Consider the following 25,896-nt stretch of genomic DNA (forward strand, 5'->3'; position numbering starts at 1 on the left):
CGAATTCGGGAGCCTCATGAAAATGCGCATCGCATCATTAGCATTCACGCTGTCCGTCCTTGCCTCGTCCGCGCTCGCTGCCGACATAAGCCCGCTCGTCGACGCCGAATGGGTCAAGGCGAATGCCGGCGACAAAGACGTCGTCATCCTCGACATCCGCGACAAGGTCGCCGAGACGGAACTTGGCGACAAACCCTATATCCAGGGCGCGGTTGTTGCACCCTATGCGAGCGCCGGCTGGCGCACCGAGGTGGGTGGCGTCCCCGGCATGCTGCCGCCGCTGGAGCAGATCACCAAGTTGATCGGCGATCTCGGCATCGACAATGACGATCACGTCGTCATCGTGCCCTGGGGTACCGATTCGACCGAGTTTGGTGGCGCGACCCGCGTCTATTGGACGTTCAAATATCTTGGCCATGAGGAAGTTTCGATCCTCGACGGCGGGTGGCGGCAATACGACGCCGCCGGCGGGACACGCTCTGCCGAGGCTGTAAAGCCCGAACCGGCGACGTTCCACGCCGAGCCGCAGGAAAAGCTGCTGGCGACGACCGAGGAAGTCGCCGCCGCGCTCAAGGCCGGCGTCAAGCTCATCGATGGCCGGCCGGCCGAGCAGCACCAGGGCAAGTCGAAGAGCCCGGTCGTGCGCGCCAACGGCACGATTCCGGGGTCGATCAACATCGAGCACTCCAAGCTCTACAGCCAGGACCACGCGCTCTTCGCCCGCCCCGAGACTGTGAAGGCCCTGACCGAGGCCGCCGGTCTGGCTGCGGAGGAGGAAAACATCACCTTCTGCAACACAGGGCATTGGGCATCCGTAACATGGTTCGCCCTGTCCGAGGTGCTAGGCAACAAGAACACCACCATGTATGACGGCTCGATGGCCGAATGGACGGCCGATCCGGCGCGCCCGGTCGAGAACAAGTCGGGCACCTGACGCCAGCGGACCAGGACCGATCCGCGCCAACGGAAGAACAGGCCAATGTCCGCAAGCTGCGGACATTGGGATTTGACCAATGCCGCATAGGCGGCGGGATTTCGAAATGACCGACATTTCCTTTGATCGTTCGCGATATTTGCCGTCGGCGGTTGTCGACCGTGGGCCGGCGCTCGTAGCCGGCGGCGCACTGCTGATAGGCCTTCTCGTCATCGCGCAGTTGATCGATCTGCGGCAGGCGGCCCTCTTCGTCGTCGGCGGTCTGTTGGGGGTCGCCCTTTATCACGGCTCCTTCGGCTTCACAGGCGGGTGGCGCCGGATGGTGGTCGAGCGCCGCGGGCGCGGCATCCGCGCCCAGATGCTGATGATCGGCGTGGCGGCATTGGCCATGATCCCGCTGATCTCGGCGGGCAGCCTCGGTGGCCAGCCGCTCGTCGGCGCGCTGGCGCCGGTCGGGGTTTCGGTACTCGTCGGGGCTGCCATGTTCGGGTTGGGCATGCAGCTTGGCGGCGGCTGCGGTTCGGGCACACTGTTCACGGTCGGCGGCGGTTCGGCCCGCATGCTCGTAACGCTTACCTTCTTCATCGTCGGCGCGCTCATCGGCTCGGCACATCTTCCGTGGTGGCTGACGCTTCCATCCTTCGGCACGATCGATCTCGGCCGGCAGCTCGGGACCGGCACTGCGATCCTCGCGACGCTCGCAGGCCTCGGCCTCGTCGCCCTGGCGACGGCGCTGATCGAGCGGCGGGCGCATGGCAACATCGAAAGGGAGCCGGAACCGTCGCGTCCGGGTTGGACCTGGCTGCTTTACGGTCCATGGCCCCTGGTGGGGGCAGGGCTGCTCATGGCTCTGCTCAACGTCGCCACGCTGCTCCTTGCCGGCCATCCCTGGTCGGTCACGTTCGGCTTCGGCCTGTGGGGCGCCAAGGCGGCGCAAGCGGTCGGCGTTCCGGTCGCGACGTGGGAGTTCTGGAACTGGCCGGGGCCGCAAGCGGCGCTCAGTGCAAGCGTGCTCGCCGACGTCACATCGGTGATGAATTTCGGTATCGTTCTTGGCGCGGCAGCCGCCGCGAGTCTTGCCGGAAAATTCGCGCCGAAGGCGAAAATCCCGCTTGGCTCCATGCTCGCGGCCGTCGTCGGCGGTTTGTTGATGGGCTATGGCGCAAGGCTTTCCTTCGGCTGCAATATAGGCGCGCTGTTCTCCGGCATCGCTTCGGGCAGCCTGCATGGCTGGCTGTGGTTTGCGACTGCCTTTGTCGGCTCATTCGTCGGCATCTGGATGCGTCCGCTTTTCGGTCTCGACGGGTTCAAGAAGAAATGACGACAAGGAACACGCTTCTTTTCGGTGCAGCGCTGGCGGCGGCGACCGCCGCTGTGGCAGTCGATCACCACAATCATCCCGTTCCGCGCGCCCAGCCAGCAGCGACCTCCGGTTCGGCAGGAGGGGCAGCACCCTGTGCCTCAGGTGCCCCGTGCTCCGCTGCCGCGCCGTGCGCCGCCGGCGCTCCGCTCGCAGCACCACCTCCACCGCCCGCGCCAATGCCCTCTATGCCTTGTGCCGCCGGGGCGCCCTCAACGGCAGTGGCACCCAAGCTCGCGCCTCCGCCGCCGCCGGCTCCCCTGCCGACCGAGGGGAAGAAGCTTCCGCCGCCTCCGCCGCCCGCTCCCTTGCCGGTACAGGGAAATGACTGAGGAAGCCGTAGAACTCGCGCGCCGCGAGATCGCCTACTGCGAAACCTTGCTCGCCAAGGGCGGCCTCAACGTGCTCAGCGAGACCTTTCGCGACACGGCTGAAATCAAGGCCTGGGACCACTACCCGACCGGCGATGTGTTCGACCCGACGAGCGGCGCGCAGTGGTTCTATCACTGCCACCCGGCTGAAGAGGGGGCGGAAGAACACGGCCATTTCCACTGCTTCTTGCGACCGCAAGGACCGCAAGGGCCGATCCACCATCTCGCGGCTGTGGGGGTCGACGCTCACGGGCGCCTTCTGCGGCTTTTCACGGTGAACCAGTGGGTGGTCGGCGATGATTGGCTCGGCGCGGAAGGCACGATCGCTCTTTTGCCGCGCTTCGACGTGCAGATGCCGCGCCCGTCTTATCTCGTGAACCGTTGGCTGACGGCAATTTTCACCGCCTACGAGCAACAAATAACCGAACTGATCCGCGAGCGTGACCGCACCTTGCTGGCACACCGTCAGCCCGAAAGCGTCGAAGCGCGCCAGGACCGCGCGCTGGAAGTCACTTCGGAGTTCAAGCTCTCAGGTCGCTAGACTAGATGCGGCGAACGACGATCAAGCATATCCCGTTAATTCCACGCCAAAGCTCCAAAGAGTGCGGTTCCGGCTCCGAATCTGGGTGAATGAGTGCCTGGAAAGTCCTGTAATCACAGGCGTTCTATGGAATCGGCGCTACCGACCTGAAGGTACAACCGGATGATTGAATTCAGGTCACTGACCGAAGCAGATTTTCTGATGTTGTGTGAATGGCTAAATAGCCCTCATATGCGTGCTCACTATCAGAAGACGCCGATAACGATCGAGGAAGTTCAGGGGAAGTATTCTGAGCGCCTGAGCCCAAGCCATCCCACCCATTGCCATATAGCCCGATATAATGGTGAGCCTTTTGGAATGTTGCAGTGCTATTCGCTTCGCAACTATCCCGATTTCGCGTCTGAGATAGGCGAGCAAGACGGCGTAGCCGTCGACCTATTTATCGGTGAGGAGCGTTTCATAGGGAAGGGCTTTGGGAAGGCTATGCTTCGCTCCTATGTGCTGAACGTGGTTCCTTCCATTTTTCCGCAAGACTGCAAATGCTTCATCTGTCACGCTAAAGAGAACAAAATAGCTATTCGTGGTTCGCTGTCCGCAGGGTTTCTGCCGTATCGAGACGTCATCGAGCGCGGCGTGGAAAGTCTGCTACTTTCATTCGACCGACCGATTTAGAGGGATTGGGACTTAAAGCCGAACTGGGCCGTAATGCGCTCGACCGTCTCGGTTATCACGGGTATCGACGACGACCGGCTTGCGGACCTGAAGTTACGAGCTGTCGGCGAACTACCTCGAGCCAGAGAAGCGGCCCAGGATTGCCTTCTGTTGCTTAAATCGCTGCGCCATTCTTTGCGCGTGCACGCGCGCTCGCTTCGGCATGGTTCACCCTGCCAAGATATGTCTTGGCACGCACGATCGGGTCGTGCAGATACTGCTCCCGTCCGAGCATCTGGTTGTCATTGAGATCGCGCCTGTCGAGCAGATCAAAGGTGACGCGTTCGAGGCGGCAATTCCATCCTTCCGGAGATCGGCCCGCCCATCCGTTCGTGTGGTATGTCAGCAGTCGGCTCCGAAGCGAGTAGCCGTGGTGGTCGAAAGCGATTACGCCGTCGGTCACGAAAATATGGTTACCGGCGAAGCCTTCGCCGGGGATGATGCGCTCGGCATAAAATCCGGGAAGGGGTGCCTCGCTCAAAAACACACCGGCGAGAATGGCATACGCGCCATTTCCGAAGAAGACGCGGTCAGGCAGAGCCCAGCGCCGCACCGGGTCCTTTTTTATGCCGGGCTTCAACGTGTACAAGGTAGGTGCACCATCAAAACTGAATCGGCGACCATCAGCGTGGTCGATGATCATTGTCGCGTCAATCAAATGATCAAATGCCTTCGAAAGGAACAAAACCAACTGGATGTTCCATAACATGCGTTATCTGATTTTACGCCTTATAGTTGCGGACTAAGGATTAAGTGCGACTTACGATAGATGCCAATGGACTATCACGCTCAGGAATGGCTCATGAGCGCACCTACTCCCAGATCGATATGGATGAACGTCGCAGGATCGCTCGCTGGCGATCGGCCGGCCTGAGCGCCCCGTCATCGCCGAGAAGCCCTGCCGCAGCGTCGTGCGAGGCGCAGGCCGAGGCATGCCCGACGGCGCTACGCCCGCCGCTTACACCGCAAAGTTGAAGTGTCCTGATCCTGCAAAGTAAGAACGTCACTCTCCCGGCGTTTTGACGTCGTAGGAGATTGCGGATGGGATTGATTGCGATGAGTAAGCGGTATCTGCAGCGGATCGAGGTTCTGTCGCAAGTGATCGAACTTGATTCAAAGCAAGTTGAGTGGAAGGATGTCCGGGCCTCAACGGTCGCTGGCGCCGCTCTAGGAGGCGCTCGTCATCTGGAAATTCGGAGCGAAACATGGCTGCTGAGTCCCACGGCATAGACCTGCTGCCGGTTATCGCCCTGCTTGGAGCGGCCGTCGTCGCGGCTCCGCTTTTCAAACGCATCGGACTCGGCTCTGTTCTCGGTTATCTCGCCGCCGGGATTGCCATCGGCCCCTTCGGGCTTCGGTTGCTCCAGGAGCCGTCATCCATTCTTCACGTCGCCGAATTGGGCGTGGTGATGTTCCTCTTCATCATCGGACTGGAGATGCGGCCCTCGCGCCTCTGGGGGCTTCGCCGCGAGATTTTCGGGCTCGGCATCGTACAGGTCGCCCTTTGCGCGCTGCTTCTGACGGGCGTCGGCGTTCTGACCGGCTTTCCGGTAGCCCCCTCCTTCGTCGCCGGCGCCGGCTTCGTGCTCACCTCGACTGCGATCGTCATGCAGTTGCTGGAGGAACGCCGGGAGATGGCGGCGCCGAAGGGGCAGCGCATCGTGTCGATTCTCCTCGTGGAGGATATGGCCATCGTGCCCTTGCTTGCGCTGGTCGCCTTCCTCGCACCGATCGTGCCCGGAAGCGTTGCCGCGTCCGGGGCGATCGACTGGCTTTCGATCGCGATCGGGCTTGTTACGATTGCAGGCCTCGTCCTCGCCGGGCGTTATCTGCTCAATCCGCTTTTCGGCCTCATTGCAGGCGTCGAAGCCAGGGAGGTGATGACGGCGGCAGCACTGATGGTCGTGCTCGGGTCGGCCTATGTCATGCAGCTCGGCGGTCTCTCCATGGCGATGGGCGCCTTCCTCGCCGGTGTCCTGCTGTCGGAGTCGACGTTCAGGCATCAGCTCGAGGCCGATGTCGAACCGTTCCGGGGCATTCTGCTCGGCCTTTTCTTTCTTGCGGTCGGGATGTCGCTCGATCTCGGCGTCATCGCCCGGAACTGGGCGATGATCCTGTTCTACGTGGCCGCCTACATGGTCGTGAAAGCCATCGTCATCTACCTTGTGGCGCGGCTCTTCAGGGCGTCCAACTGGGAGGCGATCGAGCGTGCGGTTTTCATGGCGCAGGGCGGCGAGTTCGCCTTCGTGCTCTATGCCGCGGCCCTCGGCACCGGCATCATCAGCAGCGAAGAGAACGCCATTCTGACGGCGATCATCATCGTATCGATGATGGTGACGCCGCTGCTGATCGCGGCGCTGCGTCTCGTGGAAAGGAACATTCCGCTCTCGACGGACGGCGTGGAGCGGCCCGAGAACCTCAGCGGCAATGTCCTGATCATCGGTTTCGGCCGTGTCGGCCAGATCGTGAGTCAGGTCCTTCTGACACGAGGTCACGTCATCTCCATCATCGATACCGACGTGGAGATGATCAACACCGCGCGCGAATTCGATTTCAAGGTCTATTACGGTGATGGCAAGCGCCTCGACATCCTCCATGCGGCGGGCGCCGAGCGCGCCAGTGCGATCGTGGTCTGCGTGGACAAGGCGGACGACGCCACGAAAATCGTCGAGCTCATCAAGGCGGAGTTCCCTCTCATCCCGGTTCTCGCGCGTGCCTCTGACCGGCGGCACGCGCTGGATCTCATCACCGCGGGCGCCGATTTCCACATCCGTGAGACGTTCGAATCCTCGCTGGTTCTCGGGCAGAAAGCACTGGAGGCGTTGGGAGCGGATCTGCCGGAGGTCGCCGAAATCATCGAGAAGGTTCGGCAGCGGGACGAGAAGCGGCTCGAGCTCGAATTGGTCGGCGGCCTCTATGCCGGGCGGCCGCTCTTCAGCGGCAAATTGGAGCCGGTGGAGGCCGTGCCGCCCGGCGGTTCGGCGTGAACGAAGCAGAGGCAGCGTCGAAGCCGCGATCCTCATTCCTGTGACCCGCACAGGAATGAGGAAACGAAAGCGGCTACGTTCTACAGCAGGCTCTCGATCGTGATCGGAAGTTCATGCACCCGCCTTCCGGTGGCGTGATGAATGGCGTTCGAGACCGCCGCCGACATTCCCACAAGCGCGATTTCACCGAGCCCCTTCACCCCCAGCGGATTGACGATCGTGTCTTCCTCATCGATGAAGTGGGCTTCGATATGCGGCGTATCGAGGTTCACCGGCACGAGATAATCGGCCATGTGCGCATTGATCGGACGCCCGTTGCGCCTGTCGAGCAGCGTTCGCTCCATGATGGCCATGCCGATGCCGCCGATCATGCCGCCGATGCACTGGCTCGTCGCAAGCTTCGGGTTGACGACCCGGCCGACTCCGTAGGCGCCCAGGGCTCGCCTGACCTTGATCGTCTTCACGTCGGGATCGATGGCGACTTCGGCGAAGACCGCGCCGAATGAATGCATCGAATATTTCTGTCCGGTTTCGGCGTCACGGGCGGCAGTCCCCTCCCCGACGAGCGGGCTCTCCCCGCCATAGGACACGAGGTCAGCATAGGTGACGCCTCGATCGGACCGGCCTTTCACGAACAGCATGCCATCGCGCCATTCCAGCGCTTCCGGCGATTGCCCGGCGAGCCCCGCATTGCCGCCGCCTTTTGCCGCAAGCACGGCCGCCTTCGCCTGAAGATCGAGGCATGCGGCTCTGATCGCGGAGCCGACAGAAGCCATGGTCATCGACCCGCCATGGGGCGGCGTCGCCGGAAAATCGGAGCGGCCAAGAGAAAACCGGATTCTCTCGACGGGAATTCCCAGATATTCCGCGGCGACCTGCGACATCGAGGTGTAGGTGCCCGGCCCCATGTCGCTTGCCGCCGCCTCAACCTCCACCGTCCCGTCGGGGAGAAGTCTTACTCGGGCGCTTGCCGGGGCAAACAGGCATGGATAAGAGGCGTTGGCCATTCCATAACCGATCAGAAGGCGCCCGTCCCGCATCGAGCCCGGCTCGGGCGTCCGGCGACTCCAGCCAAAGCGTTCGGCTCCAAGATCGTAGCATTTCAGCATCGATCGGCTGGAGAACGGCACCTGCCGCCCTTCGTCGATCTGCGGCTCGTTGATCCGCCGCAAGTCGATCGGGTCCATCTGAAGCTTATAGGCCAGTTCGTCGACCGCACATTCGAGCGCGTGGATACCGCTCGCCTCGCCGGGGCCCCGCATATAGGTCGGTGTGCTCGCGTCCAGGGGAATGAGGCGATAGCTCGTGCGCACGTTCGGACAGGAATACATGAAGCTCGTCACGGACGTGAGCGCCTCCATGAATTCCTCGTAACGGCTCGTCTCCCCTGCCCCTTCGTGGACGATACCGATGAGCTTGCCGTCGGGCTGCGCCCCCAGGGCGATGCGCTGTAGCGTGTAAGGCCTGTGCCCCGTCGCAAAAAACATCTGTTTGCGGGTGAGCACGAGCTTCACCGGACGGTTGACGTGCCGCGCGGCCAGAGCCGCCAGGGTGACGTGCGGCCAGGTTCTCAGACTGGTACCGAAAGCGCCTCCGATGAAGGGGCAGATCACCTGCACATTCTCCGGCGGAAGCCCGAAGACGGCGGCGATTTCGGCCTGTTCGTTGACCACGAACTGGCTCTTGCTCCAAAGCGTCAGGCGGTCGCCGTCCCAGGCGGCGATGGTCGCGTGCGGCTCCATCGGATTGTGGTTCTCGCGCGCGATGACATATTCCGCCTCGACCTTCACGGCCGCGGTTTCGAGCGCCTTGTCGGCGTCTCCGCGGGCGACATCGGCTTCGGCCCGGGCACCCGGCCGGCGCGCGACCGCCGGGACGACCTGCTCGCCGGCATGGGCATCGACCTGCGGCGGGCGGGCGGAGTAGGTGACCTTGAGCGCGTTGGCCGCATGCTCCGCTTGATCGAGCGTTTCGGCGACGACGATGGCGACCGGTTCTCCGAAGAAGCGTACTTCGGAGCCCTGCAGCACGTGAAGCCGTTCTCCCGCCGGCGGATCGATAGGTCCGCGGTGTTCGTTGTAGGCAAGCCGCTGCGCGTTGAGGTGGCTTATGACAGCCACGACGCCCGGCATTTTCTCAACCGCTGCGCTGTCAATCGATTCTATTCGACCGAGCCCGACAGTACTGCCCACGATGACTGCGTGGGCTTGGCCTTCCTGGTTGAACTCGGCCGCGTATGTGGCCTGGCCAGTGACCTTCAGGCGGCCGTCGATGCGCGACAAGGATTTACCGATAGCCGTCGTCATGCCACATCTCCTGCCATTTCGAGTGCTCGTACGATCGTTGCGGGAAGGAGTTTCACCTTGAATCCGTTGTGGGAGAGAGGACGCGTCTCCTCGGTCGAAACCGCCGCCGCGATCTCGTAGCTGGCGCGAGCGGCGGGTTTTCCCACCAGCGCCTGCTCGACAGCGTTCATGCGCCACGGGCGGGTGCCCACGCCCCCCGCGGCGATGCGGACCTCTTTGATTATTCCGTTCTCCACGTGAAGAGCCGCTGCCGCCGATACGAGCGCAAACTCGTAGGAGGATCGGTCCCGGACCTTCAAATAGCGCGCCTTTCTCGCATAGGGACCGTTTGGAATGTGGACCTCCACGATGAGTTCGCCTGGTTCCAGCGTGTGCTCGAGATGAGGCGTCGACTCCGGAAGCCGGAAGAGCTCCTCTACCGGAATGGTCCGCTCGCCGCGCGGCCCCTTCAAGGAGAGCATCGCTCCCAGGGCGACGAGAGAAACGGCCAGATCGGATGGATGCGTGGCGACGCAGTGCTCGCTGGTGCCGAGAATTGCATGGCCAGCGTTCAAGCCGTCGATTGCCGAGCATCCCGAACCCGGTACGCGCTTGTTGCAAGGCGCGTCCAGCATGCGGAAATAGGGACAGCGGACCCGCTGCAGCAGATTGCCGCCGATCGACGCCACATTGCGGAGCTGCGGCGATGCACCCTCGGTCAACGTCTCCGGGATGAGCGGCTGCAATCTGCGCACATCCTGATTGGCGGCGACCTCGGACATGCGGGCCAGCGCGCCGATGACGATCGCTTCATCCGTGGCCCGGAGGTAATTCAGCGGCAGGCGATTGATGTCCACGATCTTTTCCGGCGTCTCCACCTCCTCTCGCATCAAGTCGACGAGGGTCGTCCCGCCGGCAAGATATCTGGCTCCGGCAGCGCCTGCGGCGATCGCTTCGGACTCGCTGGCCGCCCGTTGAAATTCGAAGGGTCTCATGTGCGATCCTCCTTGGCAGCCTGGGCGACGGCCGCAACGATCCCGGGATAGGCACCGCAGCGACAGATGTTGCCGCTCATCCAGTAGCTGATCTCCTCGGCCGAGGATGCATGACCCTCGCTGATGCAGCCGAGCCCCGACATGATCTGTCCCGATGTGCAATAGCCGCATTGAAAGGCGTCATGCTCGATGAAGGCCACCTGCAGCGGATGCAGCGCCTCTCCTTCTGCGACACCCTCGATGGTCGTGATCTTCGCGCCGTCATACATGACGGCGAGCGCCAGGCACGCATTGACGCGCTGGCCGTCTATCAGCACCGTGCAGGCCCCGCACGCACCCTGGTTGCACCCTTTTTTGGTGCCGGTCAGAGAGAGCCTCTCCCTCAGCATATCCAGAACAGACAAGCGGGGATCGACAACCAGCTGATGGACTCGACCATTCACGGTCACTTCCAACGGCAGCGTGTGCGTGGGAGGCGCGGGCGTTGCGGTTGAATCCGCTGCTGCCTCGGCCGGGAGCGGCAGCGCGGCAAATGCCACGGCCCCGGCGGTTGCCTGAAGCGCTTCTCGGCGTGACATGGTAAGACCAGGCGGATGCAATTCTGCTGTTTCGTCAGTCATGAAAGGTCCCCTTCGGCTCAGTAATGGCGAGAGAGAATAGGACGTGCGCCGCGAGTTCACTGTTCCGGTCTTTCGGAATTGTTCGGATGTTGCTGTGACGATCAAGAACTGCGGCGAGAGTCAGCCATCAGCCATCAAACAAGCTGCCGCAAACACAGGCATTGCTGAAGCATTCCGCCGATGAGACCGGTGCAAGATGTCAGAGCCGACGGCGAAACTCGGTCGGTGTGATCCCCACCGCTTTCCGAAAGCTAGCGGCAAAAGCGGATTGTGTTTCATAGCCCACGGCCAGAGCGATATCGTTGACGCGCAGCTTCATATCTCTCAGCAGCGTCTTGGCGTAGGCGATGCGCTGACGAGTCAACCATCCGTATGGCGTCTGTCCGGTGGCCATACGGAAGGCCGTACAGAAGTGGAACCGGCTCAAGTTTACCAGGTCCGCCAGTTCCTGAATCCGGATATCCTCCGCCATATTTTCGCGCATATAGCCGGTGACACGCTTGACCTGCCAACCCGAAAGACCACGCTGCGGTCCAGGCGAGATAGGCATTGAACTTGCGGAATGAGCCCTGAGGAGCTGAAGACAGACAAGGTCGAGGAGCTGATCGATGTACAAGTGGGAGATCGCGTCTCCCGAATTTATCTCGTCATTGATCAAAGCCATGATGGTGAACAGTTTGGGATCGCTGAAGTTGACCCGGTCAAGCAGCTCGGGCTCCCGGCCATTTCCCACCTGATCCGCGCTGGCTAGAAGGCGCTTGTGGCCCAGGAAAATGTTCGAGACCTCGACATGGCCGTCGGCACGCCAAAAGCCACCGTGGCCTCTTGGTGCCAACGTGATCGTCCCCATCGCCGCGGGAGCGGAAATCGTTTGACCGCCGATCTTCACCGAGGCCATGCCCTGCCCGGAGTATTTCGCAGAAAGCACATGGTCCTTCAGCGGCGGCAACTCATACTCGAACGGTTTGTTCCACCACCGGCCGACCAGTCGCGTATCATCCGAAAACACCTCTGCAACAAGGGGTGGCGATAAGCCCCGCTGCAAACGACGGATGTGGGCCGTCGTATCCGCAAGCGCTTTCCCGCCCATGGCTGTCCCCTCTTCTCAATCTGCAGCTAACCCAAGCTTCGCGGATGCTAGCATGCTCGAATATTTGCAAAATATACAGTTTGGTGAAGTGACGGCTCGTGTGGGCGGTAGCGTGTACTTGCACGAGGTCGGATAACGGCTCAGCGTGACACCACTTTGCACATAAGCGCACATCACCACTTTGCCGCAGTCCAACTGCCGCGTCGAGATGCCGTGATCTCTCAAAGTAAGAGTGCCCTGCCCCTCTCTCCGAATTTTGCACGCGGTGGTGACCCCGGCGCCTTACCGATCCCTCACAGGCTTGCTTTGCACCGGCAGCGTCACGACGAAGCAGGCACCGCCGTCCGGCGGAGATTCGTAGCTGACGGCGCCGCCGTGACGTTCGGCAATCTGGCGCACCAGCGCCAGTCCCAAACCCCAGCCGCCCGCGGCCTCGCTACGTCCCGACGGGCGGTAGAAAGGCTCGAAAACGCGATGCCTCTCGCTATCCGCTATGCCGGGCCCGTGATCGCGGACCCTAAGGATCGCAGCATCGTCTGCCTGCGCGACAGCGGCTGTGACAGGTGGACCGCCGTGGTGCAGTGCGTTCTGCAGGAGGTTGCGCACGAGCCTGCGAAGCAGGCGAGCATCGCATGCGACGATCGCAGGCATTCCGAAAACCTCTACATCGTTGCGCGCGCCCTCTTCCGATACGAGAGCCAGAAGGTCGACGGACTCCAGCGCATCGAGCTTCTCGACGTGGTCCAGCCTGCTTGCCAGCAGGATCTCCTCGATCAGCGTGTCCAGTTCGGAAAGGTTGCGGATGATTTCCTGCTTGCGATCGTCGTTCGGCGCCTGCTCGTAGAGGTCGATCGCCATGCGCAGGCGCGCAAGCGGCGAGCGCAATTCATGGCTGGCATTGGCGAGCAAGGCCCGGTGCGACTTGATCAGCCGCTCGACCTGGTCGGCGGCCCTGTTGAAGCTCTTGGCCACCGCCGCCACCTCGTCGCTGCCGTCCTCCGGCACGCGAACCACGAAATCGCCCTTGCCCCAGGCATCCACGCCCACGCGCAGCCGCTCCAGCCGGCGGGTCAGGTGACGGACCACCGGATAGGCGGCCAGCCCGATGACACCGGCGATCAAAGCCAGGTAGGCGAGCGGATTGCGGCCGGACGGACGCAAGGGCCGCTCCATGCGCGCAGCCACGGTACGGCCGTCGGGCAGTTCGGTCACCATGGTGTGAAAATTGCCCGGGCCGTGGCGCCAAGGCTGGTCGAGAATGTCGCGCGGAATCGGGCTGCCGCCGCTTGCGATCAGCCTGCCGCGCGGGTCGTATACGGCAATGTCGGCATCGAAAGCGCGTGAAAACCGCTCGATGGTCGCCTCGACGGTCCGGTCGTCCATGTCCGGCGGAATGAGCGCGGCGACGAACCGGGCGCGCTGGCTTTGCCAGCCGGATTCCTCCTCGCCCTGCCCGAGCCATACGAATGCGGCGCTGGCGACGGCAACCGCGGCAAGGCTCGCGAGCAGTGTCAGGTAGATTTTCAGGAACAGCCGGCTGCGCATCGCTCTATCTCGTATCGTCCTGATAGCGGGCGAAGACATAGCCGGCGCCGCGCACGGTAATGATGCGCCTCGGATGCTTGGGATCGCTCTCGATGGCCGCCCTGATGCGCGAAATATGGACGTCGATCGAGCGGTCGAAAGCATCCAGCTCCTCGCCCTTGACTGCATCCATCAACTGTTCGCGCGAGAGCGTGCGGCCGGGATTTTCGGCGAGCGCCACAAGCACATCGAACTGGTAGCTGGTCAGCGTACACTCGCGGCCGTCGATCCTGACGGAGCGGGAACCGGGATCGATCTCGAGCCGTCCGAAGCGAAGGGTCCGCGCAACCGCGGCGCTGCCGTTTCGGCGGCGCAGGATCGCCTTCAGCCGCGCCAGAAGCTCGCGCGGATTGAAGGGCTTGGGCAGATAGTCGTCGGCCCCGAGCTCCAGCCCGACGATCCGGTCCGTCTCCTCGCCTTTAGCCGTGAGCATCAAGACGGGGACGTCCGAGACCGCGCGTATGCGTCGGCAGGTCTCGAAGCCGTCGAAATCCGGCAGCATGACGTCGAGGATGACGACGTCAGGGGTGCGGCGCCCGAGTTCGGCGATGCCCGCCGTGGCGGTCGCCGCGGTATGAACGGTGTAGCCATTTCCGGAGAGATAGTCGGAGAGCATGGCGGACAGGCGCGTGTCGTCGTCAACAATCAAGACCCGTTCCGCCATCCCTGCGCTCCGCTCAATCTTCCGCCCGACTCATATTTACCACCGGCCGTGGCCCCTGCGCTTCTTCAAATGCTCGACGAGCTTGGCGCGCTGCTCCGGCGTCAGCACTTCGGCCGCGTCGAGCAGCGCGGTCGTCATCTTGCGTGAGGCCTCGTCAATGGCTGCGATGCGTTCGCTGCGAAGTTTCTCGGCGGCGGCCCGGTCGATGCCCGGCGCGCCCAGGAGTTCGATAACCTCTTCGCGCGTCTCGCGGAAGTCCCGGAACGTCGGCCTGATCTCGGCGCGGGCATCATCGATGATGTCCCAAAGCTTGTCTTCCTGTTCGGGTGTCGCATCGAGCTCGTCGAGCATGGTGCCGATCCGGTGTTCCATAAAGCCGCCACCTCCCATATGCGCGTGCATCACATGGCCGCCCATGCCGAAACGGCCCATGCCGAAGCCGAAATCGTCGCTACGCGCGGCTGCAAATCCGACCGCGCTGACGGCCGCGACGGCTGCGAGGCCGCCGATCGCGGCGTGCCGTCCCCATCCTTTCGAAACGGCTTTGCCGGCGCCCCGGCCCGACAGGTCATTGTCTTCGTTTTCCATTGCCAGTCTCCTTTGCTCCGCAGCACCTGCTGCGATGGAGGAAAGCTAACCGGGCAACGTTTCGACCGTTCTGGGCGAATGTAAAGAAATGTAAAGCCGCGGCGCCGTAGACTGGGGACGCGAGCACGGGCTACAACGATCCGGCACGCTCCGCCGCCGCCTTGGTGACCATTCTCAATCGATCCAGCTCGAGGCACGCATCCGGAAGCGCTCGATGGACGGGCGGCGGCCCGGTTGCGCCGATGACGCCGAGGACCAGGTCCGATATCTCCTGATCCGAAAATCTGTCGCCCATCTTGCGCCGTGCCGCATCGAGGAAGGCCTCGTCGGACCTTTTCAGCCGTAGAGCATGCCTTGGCAGCCCGGCAGCTCTCAGCAGCACGCTCAGCCATTTGCCGTCCCAGGATGGTGCGCTGGCATAAAGCCGGTGTCCGGCCAGCTCACGGATCATTTCTTCGGCGACGAACGCGACAGGGAGCCCCTCCGCGCGAAGCATACCCCTCGATATGCCATGAACTTCCTCGGCTTCGGCGGACCAGTCGGTCCAATCCGGAGCCGGCCGTATCAGATAGGAACGCGAGCGGCCGTCCTGGAAGACCCAGGCGACCTCTATGGGGAAGCTTTTCTTGTTCAGAGAGGACGCTTCGAAGTCCAGGAATACGATCATTCGCGGCCACGTTCCTCCAATGTACCAACGTAATCTAGGTCAGTCCCGCTCGATCGACATGTCCAAGGCGACCTCACGCGATATGTCGGAATGCCGCGCGGGCCACCAGCAGCTCCAGTGGAATGGCGCCACACTTGTTACTCCCATCATCGGCGTTCCGGTGCCAAACTACTTCAAGCCCGACAGCCAGGCCATGGCGCGATCGGGAACGCGCCTCCAGGAGGCGCCAATGCGTACAGATTGCCAAAGCACACAAACTGGAGGTGCCGAGCCATGACGAAACCAATGCACACGCCACCCGTCGTCCCGCCGCAGGCCTGGGAGGCTGCGCGCGAGCAGCTGCTCGTCAAGGAAAAGGCCCTGACGCGGGCGCGCGACGCGCTGGCCGCCGAGCGCCGGCAGATGCCATGGATGGCTGTAGAGAAGGAATATGCGTTCGAAGGCCCGGAGGGCCGTGTCAGCCTCGTCGACTTGTTCGAGGGTCGGCGACAGCTGATCGTCTACCGCGCCTTCTTCGAACCGGGCGTTTTCGGCTGGCCCGATCACGCCTGCAGAGGCTGCTCCATGGTGGCCGATCAGGTGGCGCACCTTGCCCACCTGAACGCCCGTGACACAACCCTCGTCTTCGTCTCGCGGGCACCCCAGGCGGACATCGCCCGGCTGAAGGCGCGCATGGGATGGCAGATCCCGTGGTTTACCGTGACGGACAGCTTCGACGCCGATTTCGGGGTGGACGAGTGGCACGGCACGAACGTGTTCTATCGCGACGGCGACCGCGTTTTCCGTACCTATTTCATCAACAATCGCGGCGACGAGCAGATGGGCAGCACGTGGAATTACCTCGACATCACGCCGCTCGGCCGGCAGGAAGTCTGGGAGGATTCGCCCGAAGGCTATCCGCAGACCCCGACCTACAAATGGTGGAACTGGCACGACAGCTACGTCAAAGACGCCGAGCCGGACAAGAAGTGGGTCGAAGTGTCGGACGCCGGAGAGGCGGCGTTCCGGAACCAGGACTAGCGAGGCCTTAAGGAACATGCCCTCGGAAGGGAGGCCCGCCCCGAGGGCAAGGGCGGGCCCGGTCCATCGCTTAAAAGTCCATGCCGCCGCCGGCCGGAAGCGCCGGTGCGGCTTCCTTCTTGGGCTTTTCGGCGATCATGGCTTCGGTCGTGACGAGAAGACCGGCAACCGACGCTGCGTCCTGAAGCGCGGTGCGGACGACCTTGGCCGGGTCGATGACGCCCATGGCATAGAGATCGCCATATTCGTTGGTCTGGGCATTCCAGCCATAAGAGAACTCCGTCTTCTCGCGCAGCTTGCCGACGATGATCGAGCCCTCGGCTCCGGCGTTTTCCGCAATCTGGCGGACGGGAGCTTCGATAGCGCGGCGCACGAGATCGACCCCGACGCGCTGATCGTGGTTGGCGGTCTTAAGGCCGTCGAGAGCCTTGACCGCCCGCAGCAACGCGACGCCGCCGCCGGGCAGTATCCCTTCCTCGACTGCCGCCCGCGTCGCGTGCAACGCGTCGTCGACGCGGTCCTTCTTTTCCTTCACCTCGACTTCGGTAGAGCCACCTACGCGGATGACTGCGACGCCGCCGGCGAGCTTGGCAAGGCGTTCCTGCAGCTTCTCGCGATCATAGTCAGAGGTCGTCTCCTCGATCTGGGCGCGGATCTGCGCGGTACGGCCCTCGATATCGGCTTTCGAACCCGCACCGTCGATGATGGTGGTGTTCTCCTTCTCGATCGAGACTTTCTTAGCACGGCCCAGCATGTCGAGCGTGACGCTTTCAAGCTTGATGCCGAGGTCTTCCGAAACGACGGTGCCGCCGGTCAGGATGGCGATGTCTTCCAGCATGGCCTTGCGGCGGTCGCCGAAGCCAGGCGCCTTGACGGCAGCAACCTTGAGGCCGCCGCGTAACTTGTTGACGACGAGGGTGGCGAGCGCCTCGCCTTCCACATCCTCGGCGATGATGAGGAGCGGCTTGCCGGACTGGACGACCGCTTCGAGCACCGGCAGCATGGCCTGCAGGTTCGAAAGCTTCTTTTCGTGGATGAGGATATAGGGATCCTCCAGTTCCACGCGCATCTTGTCCTGATTGGTGATGAAATAGGGAGAGAGATAGCCGCGGTCGAACTGCATACCCTCGACGACCTCGAGTTCCGTCTCGGCCGTCTTGGCCTCCTCGACCGTGATCACCCCTTCATTGCCGACCTTCTCCATGGCTTCGGCGAGATAGCGTCCGATTTCGGTGTCGCCATTGGCGGAAATGGTACCGACCTGAGCGATCTCGGAATTCTTGGAGATCTTCCTGGCGTTGTTCTTCAATTCCTTCACGACCGCATCGACTGCGAGATCGATGCCGCGCTTCAAGTCCATCGGGTTCATGCCCGAGGCGACGGCCTTGGCACCTTCCCGGACGATTGCCTGTGCGAGCACCGTAGCGGTCGTCGTTCCGTCCCCGGCAAGGTCGTTGGTCCTGGATGCGACTTCGCGCAGCATCTGCGCGCCCATATTCTCGAACTTGTCCTCGAGTTCGATTTCCTTGGCGACGGAGACGCCATCCTTGGTGATCCGCGGCGCACCGAACGACTTGTCGATAACGACGTTACGGCCCTTCGGACCGAGAGTTACCTTTACGGCATTGGCCAGCACGTCGACACCACGCAGCATGCGCTCGCGTGCGTCGGTCTGGAATTTGACTTCCTTCGCAGCCATTTCTTCACTCCTTGATAGGCAGCTTGTTGACTGTATCTTCGCGTTATCAGGCGGCTATCTTCTCGGCGGCCCGGGCCTCGATGATTCCCATGACATCGCTTTCCTTCATGATCAGGAGATCTTCTCCGTCGATCTTGATCTCGGTGCCGGACCACTTGCCGAACAGGATGCGGTCGCCCACCTTGACGTCGAGCGGCTGGATCTGACCCTTTTCGCCGCGCGCGCCGGGACCTACAGCGAGGACTTCGCCTTCCTGGGGCTTCTCCTTGGCAGTGTCGGGGATGATGATGCCGCCTTTGGTCTTCTCTTCGGACTCGACGCGGCGGACGAGAATACGATCATGAAGCGGTCGAAACGCCATGTTTTCCTCCATGGACAAACATTGATGATCTTGTTCCCCATCCCGGACCGGATGACCAATCCGGACGGGTGCGAAGCCTCGTTCGAGCACTTCGCGCGGGATGATCTGGTTGGGCTAAAAATGGATTTCAAGAGGCCCCGGCAAAAAAATTAGCAGCGCTTCGAGGCGGCTGCTAACAGACTGGAAAGGAACCCGAATTTCGCTGTGACGTTAAGGTCATGCCGGGGCGCCCGCGCAAGATCAGCCGGGAGCCGGCGAATGATATGTAACGGAGATGAAGCATGCGATTTTCATCGGATCTCGAGCGCCAGCTCAACGGTTACGGTCTCACAACCGCGCATATCCTCTACCGCATTCCCGATTTCGAATCCGTCCTGCAGACCTATGTCTGGCAGGATTACGACCTCGCACCTGAATTTCCCCAGATGCGAAAGTTCCTCGATTTCTGGCAGACTAATCTCGACGGGCCGCTCCACTCCGTGCGATTCACCCACAAACGGCTGATCGGCCCGAACGAGTGGCGGCAGGTGGATGGCGAATTCAACATTCACTGAGTTTCGGCGTTAAAGGACGCTTGCGTCTTCCCGCTCCGGCTGCTGCGAGATGGATGATGGCGCTTGTCCTCGCCCTCGTTTCTGTGCTTGTCACAGAGATCCAGCAGCGCCGCGTCTGCGGGGCAGGGAGAGTTCTTTCAGACCAAGGACTTGGTCTGGTTGGATACCTGTGACGAGCACAGGGATGAGGAAATCAAACAGTCGCGGCGGGTATCCCGAATCTCAACAGGCCCTAAGTCGGCTCCGCCAGTAATGCCCAGAATGCCAGTAGCGGCGTGTCGACCGACCGCATTGCGTGCCTGATGCCCGGCTCGTTGTAGAACGAGCCGCCGAGGCCCGGTGAAAACCATTCTCCCTCCCCCTGCCGGAATTCTCCCTTCGACAGAACGAGATAGACCTCCTCAGGCGCGTGCTCATGGTCCGGATAACGCACATGCGGCGCCATCAATGTAACTCCGAGCCAGACGTCCCTGCGCTCTTCGAGACCGCCAGGTCCGACGATCATCGCGTTCGCATGGCCCTCGAGGAAATTCGCGCTCGCGGAACCGTCGCAACCGGTGCGCCGGCGCCATGCGAGAAAGGGCTCGACTGCCCTGAACCGATCGATCAGACGTCGCAGCGGCTCGTGTTCCGTTTCGATGGAGAGCGCCGGCTCAAGGTGGGAACACACCGGCAGGCGGCTTCCGTGGCCCCGCCTTTCCACACCCGGCACCTCGAGCGCAGAAGAAATCTGCAGGATCGAGCGGCGCGATTGCGGAGCCTGCGCGAAATGATCGAACGCTTCAAAGGCACTGTCGATGAACAACTGAAGGGCATCGCTGCGAGGTGACATTGATAGGTCCTTCTAGGAGTGAAAAGGTCTGGGGACCTGCCTGGCGTCAGATATCCTTGAGAAGGCGTAGAGCGTCGTAGATCGCGGCGTGGGTGTTGCGCGCCGCGACCGCATCGCCGATACGGAAGAGCTGGAACTTGCCCTCGGCGTTGCGGACGACCGATTGCGGTTCCCCGGCGATCATTTGGTCGTGCGCGATCTCGCCCAGATTGCTGGAGAAGGGCTTCAGCTCGAAATAGAGTTCATCGAGCGGGATGGTCCCATGATTGACGACCACCTGGTCGAAAGTCCGCTGTTTGGAGATACCCCCGTAGTCGCTGCCGACATGGGCGACCAGTTCATTGCCGCTCTTCTCTACCGCTTCCAGACGGTAGGTGACGGTAAAGGTCACATCGAGCTTCTGCAGGCAACGCATGTAAGGCACGAGGTTCATCGCCATGACCTCCGGCGCGAAGGAGCGGTCGGGCGTCATGATCTCGACCCTGGCGCCGGCAGTGGCGAGAAATTCGGCGGCCTGCAGAGCGGCGTGGTCGCCGGCGTCATCGAAGATCAGAACATTGGTGCCCGGCTTTGCGTCCCCGGAAATGATGTCCCAGGCGGACACGACGAGCTCGTTGCCCCTCGACAGCACCTCCGTATGCGGAAGCCCGCCGGTGGCGATGATGACGACGTCAGGACTTTCCGCCTGAATGGCCTCCGCTTCCGCCCATGTGTTGAAATGGAAGGTGACGCCAAGTTTCTCGCACTGGCTCATGCGCCAATCTATGATGCTGATCATTTCCCGCCGGCGCGGGCTCTGCGCAGTCAGGCGGACCTGGCCGCCCGGATCGCTCGCCGCCTCGAACACAATCACCTCGTGGCCACGCTCCCCCGCCACGCGTGCCGCCTCGAGACCAGCCGGTCCGGTCCCGACGACGACCACTTTCCTGCGACAGTGCGCCTTTGCGATGCTGTGCGGCATCGTCAGCTCCCGTCCGGTCGCAGCATTGTGGATGCAATAGGCGGCGCCCCCCTGATAGATGCGGTCGAGACAGTAGTTCGCACCGACGCAGGGGCGAATGTCTTCCTCCCGCTTCTCGATGATCTTGCGGACGATATGCGGATCGGTCATGTGGGCGCGGGTCATCCCGACCATGTCGACCTTGCCGGACGCAATCGCGTGGCGCGCGGTCGCGACGTCAGGGATTTTCGCCGCATGGAAGGTCGGGAAGTTCGTCGCTGCGCGTATCTCGCCGGCGAAGTCGAGATGCGGCGAATTGGCCATGCCCTGAATAGGAATTACATCCGTCAGTCCGGGATCGGTATCGATATGGCCGCGAATGATGTTCAGGTAGTCGATAAGTCCGCTTTCCTTGAGGCGTTTCGATATCTCAAGGCCCTCCGCCTTGTCCGTCCCCCCGGGAAGGCATTCATCGGCCGTGTATCGCACGCCCAGGATGAACTCGTCTCCGACACGTGCCCGGATCGCCTTCAGGACGTCGAAACAGAAGCGCATGCGGTTGTCGAGCGAGCCGCCGTAGGGACCATCGAGTTCGTTCGTCAATGGCGAGGCGAACTGGTCGATGAGGTGACCGTAGGCCTCGAGTTCGACGCCATCCATTCCGCCGGCCTTCATGCGCTCCGCCGCATCGGCAAAATCCTTGATGATCCTGTCGATATCCCAGTCTTCGATCTTCTTGGGGAAGGCGCGATGCGCCGCTTCGCGGTGATGCGAGGGAGCGACGACCGGAAGCCAGTCTCCCTTGTCCCACCGCGTGCGCCGGCCGAGATGGGTGAGCTGGATCATGATCGCCGCCCCCTCCTCGTGCACGGCGTCGGTCATCTCCCTGATCCACGGCACGATCTCGTCCCTGTAGGCGAGCAGATTGTTGAAGACCGGCGGGCTGTCCTTCGAGACGGCCGCCGAACCGGCGGTCATCGTCATCGCCACGCCGCCCCGCGCGCGCTCCACCGTATAGGCGCGATAGCGCTCCTTTGGCATGCCGTCCTCCGGATAGGCCGGCTCGTGTGCCGTCACGATGATGCGGTTACGCAGCGTCAGGTGCTTCAGCTGGTACGGTTGAAGGAGGGGGTCGTTCGGCATCTGCGGGTCTCCGGCTTGGTCTGTCGGCAGCCTATGTGAAAATGTACATATGTGTCAACAAATCAGGCATTGCAGTCGGGGACGGAGACACTGATGTACATTTTTCTTGCGGGGTATCCTTCGATCTGTTAAACAGTAACGATGGAGCAGATCACGAGCGACAGCGGCTGGCGCGGTTCCCCGGATGTCTGGCTTGGAGCGGCCTACGAATCCCTGCTCGATGCCGGCATCGATGCGGTGAAGATCCAGCCGCTCGCGAAGAAGCTGAATCTGTCGCGGACGAGCTTCTACTGGTTTTTCAAGGACCGCGAGGAACTGCTCGACAGGCTCGTCTCGCGCTGGCGCGAAAAGAATACCGGCAATCTGGTAAGACAATCCGAGGCCTATGCTGAGACGATTGCCGAAGCGATGCTCAACGTCTTCGACTGCTGGCTTGATGGCAGCCTGTTCGATTCGCAGTTCGAGTTCGCGGTGCGAAGCTGGGCTCTGCAGTCGCCTGAAATTCTTGCGGAAGTCCAGAGCGCCGATCAGCAGCGACTCGACGCGCTCACGCGCATGTTCCTGCGGTTCGGGCATGACGAGGCGCGGGCCGATGTACGTGCGCGCACGATCTATCTCGTGCAGATCGGCTATATCTCGATGCAGACGAAGGAAGACGTATCCGTGCGGATGAAGCGCATCCCGGAATATGTGGAGATCTTCACCGGACAAGTCCCGGAGCAGAGAGAGCTTGACCGCTTCTTCGCCCGGCATGGCTACTCCGGATAGCGACAAAGGAGGATAAGGAACGAGCGAGGCAGGAGCGGGTATACGCGGCACCCTGCTCTTCCGATAAGACGCCGCAAAAAGAAGAGGGAACAATGTAATGAAAAAGCTGCTTGCGTCGACATGTCTGATGCTTGGTCTCATCGCAGGAGCATCGACGTCGAGTGCCGCCGAGTGCGGGACCGTCACCATTGCCAGCATGAACTGGCAGAGTGCGGAGGTCCTCTCCAACCTCGACAAGTTCATTCTCAATGAAGGCTACGGCTGCAGTGCCGAGATCACGATCGGCGACACCGTGCCGACGATCACCTCCATGGCCGAGAAGGGCCAACCCGATATCGCGCCGGAAGCATGGATCGACCTCCTGCCCGATGTCGTCAAGAAAGGCCAGGACGACGGTCGTATCATCACAGTCGGCTCCCCGCTGCCTGACGGCGGCGTACAGGGGTGGTGGATCCCGCAATACCTCGCCGACGCACACCCGGACATCAAGACGATCGGCGACGCGCTGAAGCACCCCGAGCTCTTTCCTGCCTCCGAGGACCCCAGCAAGGGCGCGATCCTGAACGGGCCACAGGGCTGGGGCGGAACGGTGGTGACGACGCAGCTTTTTAGCGCCTTCGACGGCGAGAAGGCCGGCTTCACCCTGGTCGACACCGGCTCCGCGGCCGGCCTGGACGGCGCCATCGCCAAGGCCTATGAACGCAAGGAGGGTCTTCTTACCTATTACTGGTCTCCTACCGCCCTCCTCGGTAAATACAAGATGGTCAAGCTGGACCCCGGCGTGCCCCATGACGCGGCCGAATGGAAACGCTGCAACACCGTAGCGGATTGCCCCGACCCCAAGCCGAATGCATGGCCGGTCGACACGATCGTGACGCTGGTTGCCAAGCCCTTCTCCGAGCGGGTCGGCCCCGAGGTCATGGACTATCTGACCAAGCGCTCCTGGAGCAACGAGACCGTCAGCCAACTCATGGCCTGGATGACCGACAATCAGGCCAGTGGTGAAGAAGGTGCGAAGCGCTTCCTCGAAGAGAACGAGGACATGTGGTCGAAGTGGGTCTCGCCTGAAGCCGCCGAGAAGATCAAAGCGGCGCTCTGACGGCCTTTCTCCGTGCGGCGTGCAAGATGCACGCCGCATCCACTGCCAAGGCAAGGAAATCAGTGGGCGGAACAAGTCGGGCGGGCTGTCCATTTGATGTTCATGAAGAACATCATTCTTGTCGCAGCCGCCCTGTCATTGGGCCTCCATTCCACCGCCAGTGCTGAAGACCTTCAGCCGGAAGCGATCAACAATGCTCCGATTGCCTCGATCGCGCCGGAACGGCCACCGAAGGAACCGCCTCACCCGGATCCGGCCATCGTCCACCTCCAGATTCTTCTGGATCGCGCGGGATCCTCTCCCGGGGTGATCGACGGCTACTACGGCGAGAATGTCACCAAGGCCGTTGCGGGATACGAGGCAATGCAGCGTCTTCCTGTCGATGGAAAGCTGGACCCTGAGGTCTTCAGCCGGCTTCCGCAGGACCAGCCTGTCATCCAGTCCTATGCCATCACGGAAGAGGACGCCAAGGATCTCGTCGACGAGATTCCCGACGACTATTCCAAGCAGGCCAAGATGGATCACCTGGGTTATACGAGCGTCGAGGAGAGATTGTCCGAGCGGTTTCACATGGACCTCGACCTGTTGAAGGCGCTGAATCCAGGTTCGTCGTTTGCCGTCGGTGAGACAGTTTGGGTTGCAAAGCCCGGCGCCGCAAAGGAAGGCGAGGTCAAAAGGATAGAAGTGCGCAAGCGAGCCGGGCAAGTTCTGGCATTCGCCGAAGATGGTTCGCCGCTCGCTGCGTATCCTGCCTCCATCGGCAGCGAAGGGTCCCCCTCCCCCACGGGCACCCACAAGGTCAAGGGGGTCGCGCGAATGCCCCCTTACGAATACGACCCCGACGTCAACTTCAAGCAGGGCGACAACGACGAGGCCCTGACGCTTCCCAAAGGCCCCAATAACCCGGTGGGAACCGTCTGGATCGATCTGACGGAGCCCACCTATGGAATCCATGGCACGCCCGAACCGTCCTTGATCGATAAAGCTCAGTCACACGGGTGCGTTCGCCTGACGAACTGGGACGCGGAGGAACTTGCGGCGATGGTCAAGCCAGGGGTGGTCGCCGAGTTCATCGACTGAACGTCGCATCCTCCGATGACTCGAGACCCGATCGAAACAGCTTAGGAGCCGGATCTCGCACCGTTGTTCAAGAGCTTTCACCCCGCCGGGTGAGTAGCGCTTACGGTCGCGCCACCCTCCCTCTCGGGTATTGCCCCCGCTACGCAACCGAACGCTCATCTGCTGAGCGACGTCCGGCTCCATTCCGCCTGGTAATAAAGACAGTACCAAGCCGGCTGTTCGTCCGCTCGACCGTTCCATTGTCGAGTGCGGAACGTTACATCGGGGTCGGACTTGGACCGCGTCGTGAAGCGCGCTTCCCGGGTTCTTGACCGCTTCGGACACCGAAACGGCGCGCTAAAGACCTACGCCGAAATTCGGTTTGACTACCATGGCGGCTATGGCGGCCCCTACTTCGCTTCCTCGGGTATCGGTTCTCGTTGAATCTCCAAAGCTCCGGTTTCATCTTTGGCGATGCTGATTTGGTAAAGCAGCTTTGCGTCAATCTTCTTACCAACGCTACTCGCCACACTCCTTGCGGGCCGGCGGTCGAACTCACACTTTCCAGCGACGCGGAATGGGTGAAGTTGATCGTTTGTGCCAATGGCCTCGGCATCCCGGCTGCCGAGCGGACGAAGGTTTTCGGGCGTTTCTACCGCCTCGACAAGACGCTCGGTTCACCCGGAACCGAGTTGGGGCTGAGTCTGGTGAGAGCCGTCGCGGATTTGCACGGTGGTCAAATTTTTCTGTCCGACAACCGTACAGGCCTCGTATGCACCGTGAGCTTTCCGGTCGCAGTCGGATCGTCCGCTTTCGGCGCCTGACCCACTTCTTTCGTCACTGATAACCGTCCCGAATTTGATCCGTATACCGGTGGACCCGAGTCTTGGTCCGCTGGCGGTTTTCGAAAGAGCCGCGGAGTTTGAATATTTGTAAAGTTGCTGAGCAGTTGGCTCAAAGTGAGCTTGCTAAACCCATGATCAGGACACGGAGAAGGAACCCTGCCAGACCGTTTCCAAATGCC

Annotated in this window: 24 protein-coding genes; 11 read left to right on the forward strand and 13 right to left on the reverse strand. The window is 61.9% G+C overall.

Features of this window, described 5'->3' with window-relative positions; translation table 11 throughout:
* The first annotated feature begins 22 nt into the window (after positions 1-22).
* The 4 genes from JOH52_RS19850 (at position 23) to JOH52_RS19865 (ending at position 3,878) form a co-directional block, all read left to right on the forward strand.
* Positions 23-934 carry a sulfurtransferase gene (locus tag JOH52_RS19850; RefSeq protein WP_013850619.1) on the forward strand — a complete coding sequence of 304 codons (912 nt, stop codon included), beginning with the start codon at positions 23-25 and terminating at the stop codon, positions 932-934.
* A gap of 106 nt (positions 935-1,040) precedes the next feature.
* Positions 1,041-2,255: a YeeE/YedE family protein gene (locus tag JOH52_RS19855; RefSeq protein ID WP_013850618.1), complete on the forward strand. Its 1,215-nt coding sequence runs from the start codon at positions 1,041-1,043 to the stop codon at positions 2,253-2,255.
* Between the two features lie 363 nt (positions 2,256-2,618).
* Complete coding sequence (locus tag JOH52_RS19860; protein ID WP_017271659.1) at positions 2,619-3,206, forward strand: DUF6969 family protein; 588 nt, start codon at positions 2,619-2,621, stop codon at positions 3,204-3,206.
* A gap of 162 nt (positions 3,207-3,368) precedes the next feature.
* On the forward strand, positions 3,369-3,878 hold the full coding sequence (locus tag JOH52_RS19865) for a GNAT family N-acetyltransferase (RefSeq protein WP_017266907.1): 510 nt from the start codon (positions 3,369-3,371) through the stop codon (positions 3,876-3,878).
* Positions 3,879-4,032: 154 nt separating this feature from the next.
* On the opposite strand, the gene JOH52_RS19870 is transcribed toward JOH52_RS19865, so the two are convergent.
* Positions 4,033-4,626 carry a hypothetical protein gene (locus JOH52_RS19870; RefSeq protein ID WP_026031282.1) on the reverse strand — a complete coding sequence of 198 codons (594 nt, stop codon included), beginning with the start codon at positions 4,624-4,626 and terminating at the stop codon, positions 4,033-4,035.
* Between the two features lie 496 nt (positions 4,627-5,122).
* Here JOH52_RS19870 and JOH52_RS19875 point away from each other — a divergent pair, with 496 nt between their 5' ends.
* On the forward strand, positions 5,123-6,904 hold the full coding sequence (locus JOH52_RS19875) for a monovalent cation:proton antiporter-2 (CPA2) family protein (RefSeq protein ID WP_010975839.1): 1,782 nt from the start codon (positions 5,123-5,125) through the stop codon (positions 6,902-6,904).
* 80 nt (positions 6,905-6,984) lie between these two features.
* Here JOH52_RS19875 and JOH52_RS19880 read toward each other — a convergent pair whose 3' ends face one another.
* The 8 genes from JOH52_RS19880 to JOH52_RS19915 form a co-directional block, all read right to left on the reverse strand.
* Positions 6,985-9,210 (reverse strand): xanthine dehydrogenase family protein molybdopterin-binding subunit, encoded by a 2,226-nt coding sequence (locus tag JOH52_RS19880; protein ID WP_127657754.1) that lies wholly within the window; start codon positions 9,208-9,210, stop codon positions 6,985-6,987.
* Positions 9,207-10,184, reverse strand: a complete 978-nt coding sequence (locus JOH52_RS19885; protein ID WP_127657753.1) for an FAD binding domain-containing protein — start codon at positions 10,182-10,184, stop codon at positions 9,207-9,209. Before JOH52_RS19885 ends, JOH52_RS19880 begins: the two co-directional genes overlap by 4 nt.
* On the reverse strand, positions 10,181-10,804 hold the full coding sequence (locus JOH52_RS19890) for a (2Fe-2S)-binding protein (RefSeq protein WP_010975842.1): 624 nt from the start codon (positions 10,802-10,804) through the stop codon (positions 10,181-10,183). The genes JOH52_RS19885 and JOH52_RS19890 overlap by 4 nt, the downstream gene beginning before the upstream one ends.
* A 199-nt stretch (positions 10,805-11,003) precedes the next feature.
* Positions 11,004-11,894, reverse strand: a complete 891-nt coding sequence (locus JOH52_RS19895) for a helix-turn-helix domain-containing protein (protein WP_010975843.1) — start codon at positions 11,892-11,894, stop codon at positions 11,004-11,006.
* A gap of 282 nt (positions 11,895-12,176) precedes the next feature.
* On the reverse strand, positions 12,177-13,439 hold the full coding sequence (locus JOH52_RS19900; protein WP_014527131.1) for a HAMP domain-containing sensor histidine kinase: 1,263 nt from the start codon (positions 13,437-13,439) through the stop codon (positions 12,177-12,179).
* 4 nt (positions 13,440-13,443) lie between these two features.
* Positions 13,444-14,142: a response regulator gene (locus tag JOH52_RS19905; protein ID WP_013850612.1), complete on the reverse strand. Its 699-nt coding sequence runs from the start codon at positions 14,140-14,142 to the stop codon at positions 13,444-13,446.
* Positions 14,143-14,178: 36 nt separating this feature from the next.
* Positions 14,179-14,730, reverse strand: coding sequence for a Spy/CpxP family protein refolding chaperone (locus JOH52_RS19910; protein WP_010975846.1), 552 nt, complete (start codon positions 14,728-14,730; stop codon positions 14,179-14,181).
* A gap of 130 nt (positions 14,731-14,860) precedes the next feature.
* Positions 14,861-15,397 carry a 3'-5' exonuclease gene (locus JOH52_RS19915; protein ID WP_013850611.1) on the reverse strand — a complete coding sequence of 179 codons (537 nt, stop codon included), beginning with the start codon at positions 15,395-15,397 and terminating at the stop codon, positions 14,861-14,863.
* A gap of 273 nt (positions 15,398-15,670) precedes the next feature.
* Here JOH52_RS19915 and JOH52_RS19920 point away from each other — a divergent pair, with 273 nt between their 5' ends.
* Positions 15,671-16,417, forward strand: coding sequence for a DUF899 domain-containing protein (locus JOH52_RS19920; RefSeq protein WP_014530360.1), 747 nt, complete (start codon positions 15,671-15,673; stop codon positions 16,415-16,417).
* A 70-nt stretch (positions 16,418-16,487) separates the two neighbouring features.
* On the opposite strand, the gene groL is transcribed toward JOH52_RS19920, so the two are convergent.
* Both groL and groES read right to left on the reverse strand, forming a co-directional pair.
* Positions 16,488-18,116: a chaperonin GroEL gene (gene groL, locus JOH52_RS19925; protein ID WP_014527129.1), complete on the reverse strand. Its 1,629-nt coding sequence runs from the start codon at positions 18,114-18,116 to the stop codon at positions 16,488-16,490.
* 46 nt (positions 18,117-18,162) lie between these two features.
* Positions 18,163-18,477: a co-chaperone GroES gene (gene groES, locus JOH52_RS19930; RefSeq protein WP_013850608.1), complete on the reverse strand. Its 315-nt coding sequence runs from the start codon at positions 18,475-18,477 to the stop codon at positions 18,163-18,165.
* Between the two features lie 281 nt (positions 18,478-18,758).
* Here groES and JOH52_RS19935 point away from each other — a divergent pair, with 281 nt between their 5' ends.
* Positions 18,759-19,031 carry an usg protein gene (locus JOH52_RS19935; protein WP_013850607.1) on the forward strand — a complete coding sequence of 91 codons (273 nt, stop codon included), beginning with the start codon at positions 18,759-18,761 and terminating at the stop codon, positions 19,029-19,031.
* Between the two features lie 232 nt (positions 19,032-19,263).
* On the opposite strand, the gene JOH52_RS19940 is transcribed toward JOH52_RS19935, so the two are convergent.
* On the reverse strand, positions 19,264-19,863 hold the full coding sequence (locus JOH52_RS19940) for a dimethylsulfoniopropionate lyase (RefSeq protein WP_010975853.1): 600 nt from the start codon (positions 19,861-19,863) through the stop codon (positions 19,264-19,266).
* Positions 19,864-19,909: 46 nt separating this feature from the next.
* Positions 19,910-21,946, reverse strand: a complete 2,037-nt coding sequence (locus JOH52_RS19945) for an NADH:flavin oxidoreductase (RefSeq protein WP_014527128.1) — start codon at positions 21,944-21,946, stop codon at positions 19,910-19,912.
* Positions 21,947-22,087: 141 nt separating this feature from the next.
* Here JOH52_RS19945 and JOH52_RS19950 point away from each other — a divergent pair, with 141 nt between their 5' ends.
* The 4 genes from JOH52_RS19950 to JOH52_RS19965 all read left to right on the forward strand — a co-directional run bounded on the left by JOH52_RS19950 (position 22,088) and on the right by JOH52_RS19965 (position 25,696).
* Complete coding sequence (locus tag JOH52_RS19950; RefSeq protein ID WP_004434671.1) at positions 22,088-22,714, forward strand: TetR/AcrR family transcriptional regulator; 627 nt, start codon at positions 22,088-22,090, stop codon at positions 22,712-22,714.
* Between the two features lie 97 nt (positions 22,715-22,811).
* Positions 22,812-23,813 carry an ABC transporter substrate-binding protein gene (locus tag JOH52_RS19955; RefSeq protein ID WP_004434654.1) on the forward strand — a complete coding sequence of 334 codons (1,002 nt, stop codon included), beginning with the start codon at positions 22,812-22,814 and terminating at the stop codon, positions 23,811-23,813.
* 96 nt (positions 23,814-23,909) lie between these two features.
* Entirely contained in the window at positions 23,910-24,893 is a 984-nt protein-coding gene (locus JOH52_RS19960) for a L,D-transpeptidase family protein (RefSeq protein ID WP_013850605.1), read from the forward strand.
* A 419-nt stretch (positions 24,894-25,312) separates the two neighbouring features.
* A complete protein-coding gene (locus tag JOH52_RS19965) occupies positions 25,313-25,696 on the forward strand; it encodes a sensor histidine kinase (protein WP_014527126.1) in 384 nt (127 codons plus the stop codon).
* The last annotated feature ends 200 nt before the right edge of the window (positions 25,697-25,896 follow it).

Source organism: Sinorhizobium meliloti (assembly GCF_017876815.1).
GTDB lineage: Bacteria > Pseudomonadota > Alphaproteobacteria > Rhizobiales > Rhizobiaceae > Sinorhizobium > Sinorhizobium meliloti.